Here is a 15,274-nt window from a genome sequence, read left to right as displayed (position 1 = left end):
GCCTTTAAAACCATAGTATTAACCAATCCTAGCGCCTGACAATAAACCCTCACGCCGCTCAACGGGCGTGCGCAACCAAAGCGTTAACAACACCACGGCCAGCAGCACTTCCGCCAGGTCGCCGCCGTAATACATCCATTGGGCGGCGGCCTGTACTTCCTCAAGCGAATGGCCAGTACCACGAGGCCAACCGTAGCCGTACATCAGCTTGCCCAACAGGCTATGAGTGGCAATAGACGCAAACAGTACGCCCATCCGAAAAAGCAGGCTCAGCCGATGGGGCGACACATCAGGCTCGGCCAGAATCGTCCAGCAGAACAGGTACCCGGCCAAAAGAAAGTGCAGGTGTATGACAACATGCACTATCGGGTGATGGAGAGATAGCGCATAAAGCGGCGTTAAATAGAGCACGTACATACCGCCGATATTGAGCACAAGTGCGCTAACCGGGTGTGAAACAAAGCGCACAAACCGGCTGTGTAGCAAAGCGACGACTCGTCTTCCGCCCGCCTGAGGCAAGGCGCGTAGCAGTAACGTAACAGGGGCCGCCAGTACCCAAGCGAGCGGTGCAAACATACCAATTAATAGATGCAAAACCATGTGGCCCACTAGATCATGGTGCGCCCAAGCCATTAAAGGGGGCGCCACGGCGATAGCTATCAGCAGACTACCCAGGCTAAAAAAGATACTTCGCCAAACGCTCCATCCGGCTGTTTGTTGCCGCTGGGCATAAGCGGCCAGAAGATACGCCAGCGTAAGTAGAACGATCAGTGCCACGGGCAGCCAATCAAGCATCGACCCATGAGCGGCGTGATCGTGAGCCTGCATGCTTAACGACGCGCCAAATGCTTGGCGCGAAAAAGCAGCCAGACGCCTACCAACAATAATCCTATCGCCGCGCCATTCCACACCACGTCATACATCAGCGGATCAACCCCATAGCGAATCTGGTGCAGGCGTAAAATCTTGTGGTTAATAACACCATCGAAAAGCTGAAACCCGCCCATCCCCAGAAAGAAGCCCGCTTGAGCCCATGGGATCGACAACCGTTTGCGCTGGGAAAGATCAAGCAGCATAAACACCCCAACCACGATGGCAAGGAGTTCAAAGGCATGCAGCAAACCGTCCGAGAGAATCCCAAACGCAGGTGTGGAGAAATCGAAAAAATGGTGCCATTGAAGCAGTTGGTGGAAGACGATTTCATCGACAGCGGCCATGACACCAATTCCCATCAGAATGGCTGCCCACAGCGAGCGTTGGGTATCAAATACTGATGAGGCGGGGTAGCTAGCCATGGCATCCTTGCTCCTGGAAGTTTCCCCTCAAGTTAGGTACGCCACGCGCTTATCGCAACCAGAAAGAGGTGATCCCAGGCTAATTTTAACCATGTTAAGCCTCATCGTTACCCCCTAGAATAGCCACGTCGGTGTTCTTTCGAGAACCTAATAGAGAATCCGCCGTGGCCTGGCCGCGAAACGGAACTGCCCCCGCAACTGTAGGCGGCGAGCGATGCTCGACAATGCCACTGGACGCTATGTCTGGGAAGGTGAGCTAGCGACGACCCGTCAGTCAGGAGACCTGCCGACACCCTAACCTTCATCGAGCGGGTCGGCTCGGCTGGCTACTTAGCCAGCTACACGCCAGCGGCCTGCTCATCATGCACGGGAGTGTACATGATGTTGAGATTAACCACGGCGGCTGTCGCCAGCCTTTGGCTTGGGCAAACCGCCAATGCCGCCACCGATTACCCCTTGACGCTTGAAAGCTGCGGGCACGAGATCACACTAGAATCGCCCCCTGAGCGGGTAGTGAGTATCGGCCAAGCGCCCACCGAGATCCTTTACATGCTGGGCCTTGAAGATACGGTTGCTGGCACCGCACTCTGGATTAACCCGGTACTGGAGGAGTTTGCTGACATTGACGCTAATGTCGAACGGTTGGCGGATGATGCACCAAGCTACGAAAGCGTGGTGGCTACCAAGCCCGACCTGGTGATATCTGCCTATGAGTGGATGATTGGACCCGCAGGCGTGGTCGGTACGCCTGAGATGTTTGCCGATGTGGGCATTCCCAGCTGGACCATGCCCACGGAGTGTATTGGCAAAAGCAACCACCAGAGCATGGACGGCGCCCGCACAACGCTGTTTGATACCGAACTGCTTTACAACAGCATCGCGACGCTTGCGCAGATGTTTGATGTTGCCGAACGCGGTGACGAGCTGATAACCGAACTGAAGGCGCGTGAAGCTGCGGCCATCGAAAAAGCGGCGGCTCTTGATTTACCGGACGATACTACCGGCGTGTTTTGGTACTCCTCCGCCGACCTGGGCATCGACCCTTACGTGGCAGGTGTTAATAGCGTGCCCGGCTGGATGATGTCGAAGCTGGGCATCGCTAACGTCGTGACATCAGAAGAGGAGTGGCCCACCGTCGGTTGGGAAACCATTGTTAGAAGTGATCCCACGTTTATTGCTGCCGCCAGAATGGATCGCCGTCGGTTCCCAGCCGACGACATTGCCGCCAAGCGGGCGTATCTTGCGTCAGACCCTGTCACCAGCATGACCGAAGCCGTGCAACAAGGCCGCATTATTGAGATTGATGCCCATGCGATGGACCCCTCGGTTCGAGCTATTTTTGCGCTGGAAGCACTCGCCAACCAGTTAGCGGAATTTGACCTATCACCGTGAGGCATTGCGCCGCCACATTGAGCGTGCCCCAAGGGCGCGCTTCTTACTCATTAATGTATGGGCTTACTCACTATGAAAATGATGCAACGACTTATTGTTCTGCTTGGTCTGCTACCGCTGGCGGCTCTAGCCAACACACATACCGTTGAGATGCTGAACCGCAATGATACCGGGCCAATGCCTTTCGCACCGGACTATCTTATTGTTCAACCTGGCGATACGGTGAAATTTCTAGCCACCGCCCCGGGGCATAATGCGGCCACCATTGACGGCATGATCCCCGAAGGCGGCGAGGCATTTGTAGGCAATATTAACGAAGAGATTGAGGTAACACTGAATGCCGAGGGCATTTGGGGCATTAAGTGCTCGCCACATTACACCATGGGCATGGTGATGCTGATTCAAGTCGGCGATACCACCGCGACGGAAGAGGATCTGCCCGACAACCTGCCTGCACCGGCACGCCAGCGTTTTGTTGAAATCCTGTCACGGCAGGCAAACAATTAACTATATTACTTTATCTATTAGGGCGGCTTGCCACATCAAACCGCCTTTCAAGATCAGCATTTATTTATCACCTCGCGAGTTTTGGTCACTTTTGATATGAAGAAGCTCTCTGGGTGAACTATCTAACATGTAATGTTGATCTTCTTTGCTCTCTATCCACTCAGATAACCAAGTGAGCAGACATTAAACATACGACGTTAACACCCACCAACATGCCACTTAGATCGCACATCGCCCCACCATCTCCTTTACGACACCTTGCTATCTAACAGCGACGCCACCATTAAAAAAAGAAACAACTGATAAGAAAAAATAAAAATCACTTTAAACACATCAACTATAGACTTCAAAAAAGTCATAAAAACTTACCGTCAAGATAGACAAGTCTGATTTTTAACTAAATTTGACTTAGATCAAGCCTAAAATCATCTTCTCCCCTCATGGCTTCAGCTATAACGCTCATTGCCGATAAAAGTAAGCAAGCCATTAATGCACAGGCACACGCGCAGGTTATGGTCAGCTTTTCAACGTCGTTGTCATAAATTATCCTTTTCATGTGAGAAAACATAATGCTGAAGGTATTACACCGTATTACTATAGGCCGTAAGTTTATTCTGGTTCTCGCCTTGCCATTGCTAGCCATGACCTGGCTAGCAGTGTCAGGTATTTTAGAACGTAAAGCGATTGTGTCTGAAATGAATCATCTTCAGGAGATGACGGTACTGAGCCAGTATGCCGGTGACCTGGTTCATGAACTTCAGCGCGAGCGTGGTATGACAGCCGCCTTTTTAGGCAGCCGCGGGCAAAACTTTCGCACTGAGCTGCCTAGCCAGCGCAAGGTGACCGATGGACAGATTGAGAAGTTCAATCTTTATACCGAAAATCTTATCTTTTCTGAAGATGACACAAGCGTTCAAGAGCAGGTAGTTCAAGCTAAACAAATTTTGCATGAGATAAACACAATCCGTTTGCGCGCCGACAGGCTGGAAATACCAGGCGATCAATCCAACCGTTATTATACGGACATTAATGATTTTTTAATCAACATTGTCAGCCAACTTACCTTTAGCGTTGAGCGCGGAGAAATTGTTCGACAGCTCAATGCTTATTACAATTTGTTAAACATAAAAGAACTAGCGGGTATTGAGCGGGCCATGTTAACAACCGCTTTTAGTGCAGACGCCATGTCTTCTACCGCGTTCGCCAATTTGCTGTCGATCACAGGCCGATCAGAAGCATACCTTAAAACGTTTAATCAGCTTTCCAATGCCAGCCTGCAGAGCGAGCTGGCAGCTATACTGGAAAGTGATCTTGCTAAAACGCTTGCTGACATGCGACGTACCGCGGTGGAGCAAGGCACGGCTGGAGATTTCAATATCAATCACCAGCAGTGGTTTGACCAACAAACCATGCTGATTGACAGCCAGGCGGAAGTAGGACGAGAAGCGGCCGATCTTCTGCTTGAAACAGCCCAGAGCTTGCGTGACAACGCGGTCAGCGAGCTGGCGTATTATCTGGCGTGCTCCTTAGCGGCGGCTCTGTTAGCGGTTCTGCTTTCTGTGCTCATTGTCCGCAGTATTGTACGCCCGCTAAAAATAGCGCTTGAAAACATCCAGACACGTGGAGGAGATCTGACTCAGCGCTTGGCGATTCCAGGAAGCGATGAGTTGTCACAGCTTTATCAGGCGTTCAACGAATCAACGGCTAAAACGGAAGAGCTGGTGGCCAGCATCAAGCAGGGTGCTCAGTCTGTCGAAGTTGCCAGCAAGGAGATTGCCAAGGGGAATGCAGACCTTGCCCAGCGCACCGAAGAGCAATCTGCGTCGCTTGTGGAAACGGCATCCAGCATGGAGCAGATTACGGCCACCGTGAAGCAAAGTGCAGATACGGCTCAGGAAGCACGTCGTTCTACACAGGACATGGCAAGCCAGGCAAATTCCGCTAACGATATAGCCGAACGGGCGCGTATGGCGATGGAGCAGATCCATGAAGCCAATCAGCAAGTCACCGCGATAGTGGAAGCCATTGATAACATCGCTTTCCAGACCAATATCCTAGCCTTGAATGCCTCCGTAGAAGCCGCAAGAGCCGGGGAGCAAGGGCGTGGATTTGCAGTGGTAGCCTCAGAGGTACGTAACCTGGCAAGCCGAAGTGCAGAAGAAGCCAAGCAGATTCGAAAGCTGATCGACAATAACGTTAAAAGTATAGAAGACGGGGAAGAGCTTGTTACCTCAACAAGCGATACGCTAAAAAACATTGCAGAACGCGCTCAGCATACGGCTGCTTTGGTGTCAGAAATATCCGCAGCAACCACCGAACAGTCATCAGGCATTGAGCAAATTAATCAGGCGTTAACCCAGTTGGAAGAAGTCACTCAGCAGAATGCTGCGCTGGTCGAGCAGGTCGCCACAGCGAGCCGCTCACTGGACGACCAAGCAGGCGACATGGCCAGCATGGTAGGTCGCTTTAAGGTCACCGAGGAAAGTAATACATTCGCATTAGCGCATCACAGCTACTGAGACCCTTTCATGAAACGCCCGCCGACGAAACATGGCGGGGCGTTTCATGAATGACGTGCCAATAATGAATGGCCTATCCAGCGCTCATTTGCCTGCAAGATCAGCTCAGAGTGAGTCATGTGCAAATATCTCCCTGAGCCTGCTAACAGGCATGCCTGCCCTCATGGTATTCGGTGCGCTCGCACTGGTGCACTTCATTGTTCATCTGCGCTTTTTTCCTACATATTGGCTAGGCTAAATCGCACCGGGACGCTCTAAAGCGTATCCTCTTCACCACACTGATCGTGCTTATCATCGTGGCCGGTACGATCTGGATGCTATGGGACCAACATGCCCGCATGATGGGATAGTTCGCAACGAGCCATACTTATGACCAACGTCGCCATCTTTATTGATACACAAAACGTCTACTACACCACGCGGGATGCATATCGGAGAAACTTTGATTACAACCGGTTTTGGGCGCAAGCCACCGCCAACAGAGACGTGGTGGGTGCGTTTTGCTATGCCATTGATAAAGGCGATAAGAAACAGCGCGAGTTTCAAAATATACTCAGAGCCATTGGTTTTGAGGTGAAGCTAAAGCCCTTTATTCAACGCGCCGATGGTTCTGCCAAGGGCGATTGGGATGTGGGTATTGCGCTGGATGCCATCGAGTACGCAGAGCACGCCGACGTTATCGTACTGGTAACGGGTGATGGCGATTTTGACCTGCTGGTGAATAAAATTCGCGTCAAGTATGGGAAAAAAGTAGAGGTATATGGCGTCCCCCAGCTCACCGCTGCGTCACTAATGAACGAAGCGAGCGCGTTTATTCCCATTAAGGAAGACCTGCTGCTGCGCTAATTCTTACGCTTGCCCCGCTCATCTCAAGCCCTATCCCCGCGCCGAAGCCACACGCATCAAGAGGCGCTTTCCCTTGACGTGTCAGCACAGGCGGGTAGCGCCATTACAACACGTAGCCCGCCACCGGTTCGGTTTTTGAGCGCCAATCTGCCGCGATGCGCCATGACGATACTGCGCACAAGTGATCACTCAAGTCAGCACGAAAACGGCGTGGTAACCCCTACGCGGGCGTGGTGTATGACCTCACGGACAATCACTCGCTATATGCAAGCTACACCAGCACATTCACGCCGCAAACCCGTGAAACCACCAGCGGCGCCACGGTTAAACCCATCGTGGGCGACAGCTATGAAACCGATGGCATCGACCTGGAGATCGCCGGCTCTTTGACGCCCAACTGGAATGTTTACGGTGGCTACACTTACCTGCACTTCCGCCGTGTGGACTCGGATGGCAGCAGCGACCCATCGCATCTGTTCAAGCTTTCCACTACGTATGAACCGTCCGGTTTCTTGAACCGCATGACCTTCGGCGGCGGTGTGTACGCGCAAAGCAACACCCATGCGATATCAGGCCCGGCAGGCCAACCTACAAACGGCGTCAGCACAGGTTCCACTGCCGTCAACTGGCCCGGCTACGCCATCGTTAACGCCATGGCAAAATACGATATCAACGATGAAACCAGCGTAACGCTTAACGTCGACAACCTGCTCGACCAACGCTACTACAACCGCTACGGCTTACGGCGCCCCACGTAGTGCCTCGCTTACGTTGAGGACTGAGTTTTAAGGGGTTTAGAGTAAATGAGGCAGCCGCGCGATTGCGCGGCTTTTTATTGAGCTACATAACTTCTAAATCTTGCACTAAAACCATGGATCTAATTTAAATGTTGCTCAAAAAGCAACAAAGATAACGTTCCTGCTTCTCCTTTCCACCCGTGAAGTCACTTAGGGTTAGTCTTCCTAATAACGTTGCCAATAGGCACATCAATAACGGCAAGGACAGGCAATGTTTACCGATAAGCAAATACAAGATGCAATCGTTCTGCGACAAACTCTCCACAAGCAGCCTGAGCTTAAATACCAAGAAACCCAAACCGCCAAGCTAGCCGCCGAACGATTACGCGCGCTTGGCTACAAGGTAACTGAGGGTATTGCGACAACAGGGATCCTGGCGGAACTGGATACCGGCCGCGAAGGTCCTGTGATCGCGTTTCGTGCTGATATGGACGCGCTTCCTATTCACGAAGCCAATACGTTTGGCCATCGTTCGCAGAATGAAGGTCTTATGCACGCCTGCGGACATGACGGACACACCGCCACGCTACTACTCGCCGCCGAAGTCATCATGGAAAAGCGTGATGAACTGTGTGGGCATCTCAAGTTGCTTTTTCAACCAGCGGAAGAAGGCGGCAACGGTGCGGATGCGATGGTCAAGGCTGGGGTGCTTGAAAACCCTAGAGTGGAAGCCGTATTTGGCTACCACAATCGCCCCGGCTTTCCTGAAGGCCAACTGTTCGTAAAGCCCGGTCCGGCTATGGGTGGCAACGACACGTTCAAAGTCATCATCGAGGGCGTCTCTGGCCATGCGGCCATGCCTCACTTGGCCATTGATCCGATCTACGTTGGCGCCTCGCTAGTACAACAATTGCAAGGGTTGGTGGCCCGTCACAAATCACCCTTGGAATCCGGTGTGATTACCGTAGCGTCCTTTCATGCAGGCGATGCAGCCAACGTAATCCCCGGCGCCGCAGAGCTCGTGGTGAATATTAGAAGTGACCGCCCCTCATCCCGCGATGCGCTGGCTGGCAAGCTTGAGCAGGTCACTAAAGGCGTGTGTGATGCCCATGGCGCCAGCTTCAAACTTGAACACATTCACCAGATTCCACCACTATCCAATGATCCCGAATGGTCTGAACGGGTGTTAGCACTCGCCTCCAAATATGTAGTCAGTAACGACATTCAGCAGTTGGATTACATGCCCACCATGGGTGCCGAAGACTTTGCGTTCTACCTACAGGAAGTGCCTGGCTGCTTTTTCTTCGTCGGTAACGGCGACAGCGCTTATCTTCACAACGAACACTACGACTTTAACGACAACATATTACAGGTAGCAGGTGGCATGTTTGTTGCTTTAGCAAAAGGGCTACTGTTACGCAGCTGACAACCTTTTTACAACCAAAAAATTTCTAAAAACAAGGGTTAACACTATGCAGTCTGTACTCGCTTCTATTGAACGCGTAGGTAACAAACTTCCTCATCCGTTCATCCTATTTACCATCCTCGCCGTAGTGGTTGTAGTTATCTCAGCCATGCTCGCCACGTTTGGCGTCTCGGCGATCAACCCACAAACCGGCGACACCGTCTATGTCCAAAGCCTGCTATCAGGCGATGGTTTAGAATTCATGCTGACCAGTGTGGTCAGTAACTTCGTCAATTTCCCACCGCTTGGGCTTATTTTGGTGGTGATGTTCGGTATTGGCTTGGCCGATAAGGTCGGCCTGATGTCGACGCTGATGCAGGTAAGCGTCGCCAAAGCCCCGCCCTCACTGCTAACCTTCTGCGTATTTTTGGCGGGCATCTGCGGCAGTATTGCTTCTGATGCCAACTACCTGATTTTGATACCGCTGGCCGCCATGCTGTATCACTCGGTGGGCCGTCACCCTATTGCGGGCGCTGCCGCAGCCTACGCCGCCGCCGGTGCAGGTTTTGATGCCAGCCTGTTTATTACTGTCGGGGACGCGCTGTTTGCCGGCATCACTACCGAAGCAGCACGGTTGGTCGATCCTGATGCCTATATTTCGCCAGTTGATAACTACTATTTTGTGGCCTGCTCAGTATTCGTGCTTGCCATTGCGGGTACGCTGATTATCGATAAGGTGGTTGAACCGCGGCTCACGCGCACGCTGCCGATGAGCAAGGATTTTAAGACGGATATCGTCAAGCCGGAGTTAACACCGGAAGAGAAGTTAGGCCTTAAGCGGGTCGGCTTCGCCACCTTGATCTATCTGGCGCTGATCCTGATTGCCGTTATTCCTGAAGCATCCCCGCTGCGTAACGAAGAGGGCGGGCTAATTCCGTCACCTTTCCTACGCTCGCTGGTGCCACTCATGTTTGGCTATTTCGTGACCATCGGCCTAGTGTACGGCATTACCACCGGCAAGATAACGACCAGCCGCGACGTCCCCCAGCGCATGGCCGAATCAGCAAGCGACTTGGCGCCCACGCTGGTGCTGTTCTTCGCCATTGCACAGTTCATCGCCTACTTCCGCTGGTCGGAGCTTGGTCAGTACATTGCCATCGAGGGTTCGAACATTCTGCAGAGCACCGGCTTTACCGGCCTGCCGCTGGTGGGGGCATTCATTGCCATGAGTGCGGTACTCAACGTGTTCATGACCAGCGGCTCGGCCCAGTGGGCGCTGATGGCCCCAGTATTCGTGCCGATGCTGATGATGATCGATTTCGACCCCGCTTTCGTACTGGCCATGTTCCGCATCGGTGATTCCAGCACCAATATCATTTCCCCCATGAGCCCGTACTTCTCGGTTGCCCTGGTGTACATGCAGCGCTACAAGCCGGACATGGGGCTGGGCACGCTGATAGCCACCATGCTGCCGCTAGCGGTTACCTTCCTGCTCGCCTGGTCCGCCTTTTTGATGTTCTGGCTAGCCATGGGGTGGCCGATCGGCCCCGGCGTTTACATGATGGCGAACTGATTACTGCATCGTCAGCATCAGCTTCCATAAATAGTCGGCAGCGGGTGAAAGCCTTCTGCCGACTCTTCTTACCAGATTGCCCTGACTGCTGGCTGCCAGTGGGTGCGCCACGGGAATTGCTCTGAGCTGCCCTTCGTCCACCTCATTGCGTGCAGCCGCCGCGGTCATGAACGACACCCCAATACCGGCACTCGCCATGCGCCGTGAAACAGAATGCAGGTTGCAACGGTAGGCGGGCGTGGCGGGTTGCCCGGCGGCGCTAAACAACGCATTTACAAACTGCTGCGACCCCGATACATCGGGCAGAAAAATAAGCTTGTGCTGCAAAAGCTCTGCTACCGTAACACTCTCCTGCCGGGCCAGCGGATGAAAAGGTGCCACCAGGGCACATAGCGGGCCGCGCTCAAAGGAGTGTACCACCAGCCTCGGATCCGAGATTGGCCCATAGGTAATCGCAATATCCACCTCGTCGTTGGCCACCATCTCGTGGGGCTCACGGGGGTAGTAGATGCCCGTTTTGATCTCGATCAGCACGTCCGGGTAATGTTCGGAGACGCGCTTCATCACGTAGTTGATAAAGCTATCCACAAACCCATCGCCCACCGAAACCACGACCTTCCCCGCCTGTAGATTGCGCAACCGGGAAAGCGTATCCCCCAGCTCCGAGTTGAGCCGCCGCTGGGCAAGAAAGCTATCCACCACCAGCAGCCCCGCCTCGGTTAACATCATATGGCGCCCCTGCCGCTCTAATAGCGCCATTCCCAGCTCTCGCTCAAGGCTGCGAACCTGCCGACTCACCACGGAGGGGTTAATATGCAAATGCTCAGCCGCCGCGCGAATACCGCCGCAACTGCTTACTTCCAGCAGGTAGAAGGCGCGTTTATCGAGTATGTTCATTGGTAACTCGTATAGGCTGAGAGATTATAAAATGTGCTAATGAGTTAGCATCTGGCATCGTATCGTTCTCAATGCAATGAAGCGATATCGGTGATAGGAGCAGGCGGTGATAACGCCAGACTCAATTTCATAGCGCGCACCTCCTCTGCAGGTGGCTGACCAAATAGCCGCTTGAACTCCCTGCTGAACTGGGAAGGGCTTTCATAGCCTACCCGGCTCGCCGCAGCAGCGGCGGTCAATCCATCACGAATCATCAACAGCCGCGCATGGTGCAAGCGCGTCGATTTGATGTACTGGATAGGCGAGGTTTGAGTGACGGATTTGAAGTGCGCATGAAACGCCGGAGCGCTCATTCCCACCTCATGGGCGAGCGTGCCCACTTCCAGCGGAGCGGCGTAATGTACATGGATGCGGCGTAGCGCCTTGGCTATCTTCCCGAACTGCCCATAGTGGGATAACGCCGAGCGAACGCTTCCGCCCTGCTCGCCGGTCAGTACCCGGTAGCAAATCTCTCTCACGATGGACGGTGCTAGAATGCGTGCATCCGCAGGCGTTGCCAGCGCATCCAGCAAGCGTAGCGTTGCACCGGCAAGCGATTGATCAAGCGGTGTGGAAAGCATGCCGCGGGGTGGGGTTGGCTGAACATCGACCGTTTCATCCAGCTGGGTGACAAGCTCTGCAATGACCGCTGTATCAAGGCGGATCGCAATCCCCAGCATCGGTACGTCAGGGCTCGCCTCTGTCTCTGAAATAAACGGCAGAGGTACCGCTAGCACCAGATAGTGATGCGCATCATAAAGATACACTTCGCTGCCCAGATAGCCCCGCTTACGCCCCTGGCAGATGATGACGATGCTCGGCTCATATAGCACCGGGGTGTTTTTGAGCGTCCGGTTTGAGCGCATCAGGCGCACCTCATCCACCAGCGACTGGGTATATCCCTCGCGCGGGGCGAGTTGATATAACCGTTCGATTATCCGGCGCTGCACTACCGCATCGCTACTCGCTACCATGAGCAACCTCGTTCAATGCTCTCACTATTCGCCCTCGTTGATCGCCACTGAGACTGCCAGTGTCTGAGCCAACATAAGAGTAATAGTATAGGCTGTTGGGTCAGTTTCCTGCCTCCAGCCCGCCAATTAATAGCTTTAGGCAAGCATGCAAGAGGATCGTCTATATTGCCGTTCGTGGGCATCCCCTACGCTTTCCCTGTACTTTCCCACAACAGGAAAAACGCATGACCAGCCTATCGAACGTCCCCTCTAAAGTTGTTTTATTGACCGGCGCCAGCAGCGGTATTGGTGAAGCCACGGCCCGCGAACTGGCCAAGCAAGGCCATCGCCTAATTATTGGTGCGCGACGTACCGACCGACTGGAAGCACTGGCGCGCGAATTGTGTGCCAACGGCAGCACAGTTGATTACCAGGCCCTGGATGTCACTAGCCGTGAAGATATGCAGGCGTTTGCCGAGTTTGCGATCACCACCCATGGCCGCATCGATGTCATCATCAATAATGCAGGCGTTATGCCACTTTCCCCGCTGGCAGCGCTCAAGGTAGATGAGTGGAACCGCATGATCGATGTGAACATTCGTGGCGTACTAAACGGAATCGCGGCGGTTCTTCCCACCATGCAGGCGCAACAGGCGGGGCAGGTTATCAACATCTCCTCCATCGGCGGGCTGAGTGTCGTGCCCACCGCCGCCGTGTACTGCGCGACCAAATACGCCGTGCGCGCCATTTCTGACGGCCTGCGCCAGGAAACCAACTGCCTGCGCGTCACCTGCGTTTATCCCGGCGTTGTGGAGTCGGAGTTGGCCAACACCATCACCGACAAGGAAGCCGCCGAGGCCATGGAAGCTTACCGCCAGATTGCCCTTAAACCCGAGGCCATTGCTGCCGCCATCGCCCATGCTATCAACCAGCCTGACGACGTCGACACCAGCGATATTGTGGTGCGGCCTACTGCTAGTCAGTAGTTTTTTAGTGGTGAAACGTGCCTGGGTATCGGGCTGAGGTGGTAATCAGGCACGTCCTTGGTGAGCGTTAAGGCACTTTCCGAGGGTGTAATTACTGTATCTAGAGAATTAGCATCAAGCTGGAGAACGAACATCTAACGGCCACATCTGCTTAAGCCGATTAACCGTATGCGACCACTTAGGCGCGGTAGGCTTGCACACCGTATTTTGATTACCAAACAGCCCCACTTCGCTGAACGCCTGCGCACGCTCGACGGTATAGAGCCAGCGCACCGGCACCAGGTACTCAGCGTTGTCTTCCTCGTCATTAAGCTCTTGATACAAGTGCGGGTAATCATCTGGACGCACTATATCGAGTAACGTTTTGGGGCCGTTTTCCGTTTCAAACGGGTATTCCGTGGCCTGGCTGCGCTCGCCGATAACCTCTCCAACGCCCACGTAACCTGTTTTAGGGATATTGACCCACACCCGGTCGCCTTCTGAAAGCATTGCCAGCGTTTTGGAATACCACGTAGCACCGCCACCGGCGATAAAACCCAAGCGCCGAGCAAGCTCCCACGGCCGGTCGTCACCAAATGAGGCGTAGAACTCGCCGTTCCACGGTTCTTTATTGGCTTTACGTGCTACCGGCTTAGGCGGCTCATCAGGGTCAATCATCCAGGCGCGGCTGAGATAGCGATTGCCGTTATCTTCAAACGCGGAGAAGAACATGGCATTGATGGACAGCTGGGCGTGTTCGTTCAGGTAGTTGATAATGCGCTCGCTGCTGGCATCCAACTGCGTAGCGACCACGACCAGTTGATGGCTCTCGTTGAGTGTCACACTATCCAGCGCCATACCAAACTTGGCCTCAAAGGCTTCGCCCAAAGTGACAAGCGTACGCCCATAGCACTCGGCAAACTGCTGGTAAATATCAATCAACTGGTAATCGGCAAGTGTCACCACCCAAGAGGCGTAGTCGATAGCCTGAGCGACGACATCACGCGGGGTTTTATCGCGCTTTAGCTCTATCACAATTACCGTGCCGTTGGCGTCTACGGCCAGTAGATCGATCAGCTTACCAAAGCCGGTACGCACCTGACGGCCGATCAGCAGCCAGTCCCGATTCAGAATTGAGACATCCTGCATAATCTGCTCTTCCAGCAGGCTTTCATCCGCCAGCCCCGTTGGTAGCAGCTTTTGTGGAAGCGCGCCAGGAGTGTTCGCGAGCTTCCAGATTCCTTGCTCAATGGCCATAGTAATTTGCCACCCTACAGGTGTTAAAAAGTGTTGCCTTTCGAAACGTGGGCGCCTAGTATTTACGCCAACACGGCCCCTATCGGTGAAACTGCCACGCAGTAGCATTGCTTAGGGGTTTTTTATTGCCTTGCTTCCCATTCCCACTGCTCCCAGCCTTCTATAATTCCCATGCCTTTTAGATTTAGCCCTGCTTCGCGCAAATCTGGGAAACTGCTTAACAACTCTGATAAGCGGGCCCACCAAGTGCTCGTCGGGTTAACCGTCATCAATAGGTACTGAACAATACAGAACAGTAGGAAAGGACGCGCCTGAACATGGGAGTTTTGCCAGCCCAGGGAAAATAGAGAGGCCTCACTATGGGCGGGCTTACGCGGCTGGTCCGTCATATTGCGATTCCACAACCGACTATGATGGGCACATACATTGCGTAAATAATTCAAGCTGCGCAGCCATGCGTCCGGCAACCGTACTCATCGGAGCCAACAAAGGTAGGCCGCCCTGACGGTCGGTGATGGTCTCGTAGGCGATGCAGGTGGCACAACTTTCGATAAGGCCCCGGGTCAAGGCTTCCTCGGCGGCCAAGAGGAGGTAAGTGAACAGCGTTTGGCCCCCCTTGAGGCGTTTGATTTCTTCGGACTGCGGCTCCTTAACCTTGAGTATAAGCTCAGCACTGCCCCACACCTTAGCCACATCAGCCTCGGTGCGGACGCCTGCGGCTTCATAGGTAGCACCCGCGAAACCAACGCCCTCTCCTGCCCCGGCCTGCACGGTGACGGTGTGACCACGGCTGACCAGCTCGCGGGCGCCGGCGAGGGTCAAGGCGACACGATATTCGTGGTTTTGATTTCCTTGGAAATAGCAATCTGCATGATCATTATCTCTTTTT

The 15,274-nt window shown here is 53.7% G+C and carries 14 protein-coding genes, 1 pseudogene and 1 riboswitch; of the genes and pseudogenes, 8 read left to right on the top strand and 7 right to left on the bottom strand.

Annotated elements, in window-relative coordinates; genetic code table 11:
• Positions 1-18: 18 nt before the first annotated feature.
• Together INT20_RS06615 and INT20_RS06610 are read right to left on the bottom strand one after the other, a co-directional pair.
• The gene (locus INT20_RS06615) at positions 19-828 is read right to left on the bottom strand and encodes a cytochrome c oxidase assembly protein (protein ID WP_192528424.1); all 810 of its coding nucleotides are present in this window, start codon (positions 826-828) and stop codon (positions 19-21) included.
• Between the two features lie 2 nt (positions 829-830).
• A complete protein-coding gene (locus INT20_RS06610; protein WP_087110788.1) occupies positions 831-1,295 on the bottom strand; it encodes a DUF2243 domain-containing protein in 465 nt (154 codons plus the stop codon).
• Between the two features lie 112 nt (positions 1,296-1,407).
• Positions 1,408-1,600, top strand: a riboswitch (cobalamin riboswitch).
• 73 nt (positions 1,601-1,673) lie between these two features.
• Here INT20_RS06610 and INT20_RS06605 point away from each other — a divergent pair.
• The 7 genes from INT20_RS06605 to INT20_RS06575 all read left to right on the top strand — a co-directional run bounded on the left by INT20_RS06605 (position 1,674) and on the right by INT20_RS06575 (position 10,274).
• The gene (locus INT20_RS06605) at positions 1,674-2,687 is read left to right on the top strand and encodes an ABC transporter substrate-binding protein (RefSeq protein ID WP_087110786.1); all 1,014 of its coding nucleotides are present in this window, start codon (positions 1,674-1,676) and stop codon (positions 2,685-2,687) included.
• A 72-nt stretch (positions 2,688-2,759) separates the two neighbouring features.
• A complete protein-coding gene (locus tag INT20_RS06600) occupies positions 2,760-3,194 on the top strand; it encodes a pseudoazurin (protein WP_087111266.1) in 435 nt (144 codons plus the stop codon).
• Between the two features lie 569 nt (positions 3,195-3,763).
• The gene (locus INT20_RS06595) at positions 3,764-5,713 is read left to right on the top strand and encodes a methyl-accepting chemotaxis protein (protein WP_087110784.1); all 1,950 of its coding nucleotides are present in this window, start codon (positions 3,764-3,766) and stop codon (positions 5,711-5,713) included.
• Positions 5,714-6,082: 369 nt separating this feature from the next.
• Positions 6,083-6,559: a LabA-like NYN domain-containing protein gene (locus tag INT20_RS06590; RefSeq protein WP_087110782.1), complete on the top strand. Its 477-nt coding sequence runs from the start codon at positions 6,083-6,085 to the stop codon at positions 6,557-6,559.
• 233 nt (positions 6,560-6,792) lie between these two features.
• Positions 6,793-7,317, top strand: coding sequence for a TonB-dependent receptor domain-containing protein (locus INT20_RS06585; RefSeq protein WP_217883886.1), 525 nt, complete (start codon positions 6,793-6,795; stop codon positions 7,315-7,317).
• Between the two features lie 250 nt (positions 7,318-7,567).
• Positions 7,568-8,722, top strand: a complete 1,155-nt coding sequence (locus INT20_RS06580) for a M20 metallopeptidase family protein (RefSeq protein ID WP_087110780.1) — start codon at positions 7,568-7,570, stop codon at positions 8,720-8,722.
• A 46-nt stretch (positions 8,723-8,768) separates the two neighbouring features.
• Positions 8,769-10,274 carry an AbgT family transporter gene (locus tag INT20_RS06575; RefSeq protein ID WP_087110778.1) on the top strand — a complete coding sequence of 502 codons (1,506 nt, stop codon included), beginning with the start codon at positions 8,769-8,771 and terminating at the stop codon, positions 10,272-10,274.
• On the opposite strand, the gene INT20_RS06570 is transcribed toward INT20_RS06575, so the two are convergent.
• Both INT20_RS06570 and INT20_RS06565 read right to left on the bottom strand, forming a co-directional pair.
• Complete coding sequence (locus INT20_RS06570) at positions 10,275-11,171, bottom strand: LysR family transcriptional regulator (protein ID WP_087110776.1); 897 nt, start codon at positions 11,169-11,171, stop codon at positions 10,275-10,277.
• Between the two features lie 68 nt (positions 11,172-11,239).
• Positions 11,240-12,184: an AraC family transcriptional regulator gene (locus INT20_RS06565; protein ID WP_087110774.1), complete on the bottom strand. Its 945-nt coding sequence runs from the start codon at positions 12,182-12,184 to the stop codon at positions 11,240-11,242.
• A 224-nt stretch (positions 12,185-12,408) separates the two neighbouring features.
• Between INT20_RS06565 and INT20_RS06560 the strand changes: the two genes are divergently transcribed.
• Entirely contained in the window at positions 12,409-13,149 is a 741-nt protein-coding gene (locus INT20_RS06560) for an SDR family oxidoreductase (RefSeq protein ID WP_087110772.1), read from the top strand.
• Between the two features lie 114 nt (positions 13,150-13,263).
• Here the strand turns inward: INT20_RS06560 and INT20_RS06555 are convergent, their stop codons facing one another.
• From INT20_RS06555 to INT20_RS06545, 3 genes and pseudogenes are all read right to left on the bottom strand, one after another.
• The gene (locus INT20_RS06555; protein ID WP_087110770.1) at positions 13,264-14,385 is read right to left on the bottom strand and encodes a PDDEXK family nuclease; all 1,122 of its coding nucleotides are present in this window, start codon (positions 14,383-14,385) and stop codon (positions 13,264-13,266) included.
• A 122-nt stretch (positions 14,386-14,507) separates the two neighbouring features.
• On the bottom strand, positions 14,508-14,774 hold the full coding sequence (locus INT20_RS06550) for an Abi family protein (protein WP_176372233.1): 267 nt from the start codon (positions 14,772-14,774) through the stop codon (positions 14,508-14,510).
• A gap of 55 nt (positions 14,775-14,829) precedes the next feature.
• A pseudogene (locus tag INT20_RS06545) lies at positions 14,830-15,257 on the bottom strand (alanine dehydrogenase); the annotation flags it as partial.
• Positions 15,258-15,274 lie beyond the last annotated feature (17 nt).

The organism is Halomonas citrativorans, assembly GCF_014898005.1.
Classification (GTDB): Bacteria; Pseudomonadota; Gammaproteobacteria; order Pseudomonadales; family Halomonadaceae; genus Vreelandella; species Vreelandella citrativorans.
This window is presented reverse-complemented; position numbering and strand designations above follow the sequence as displayed.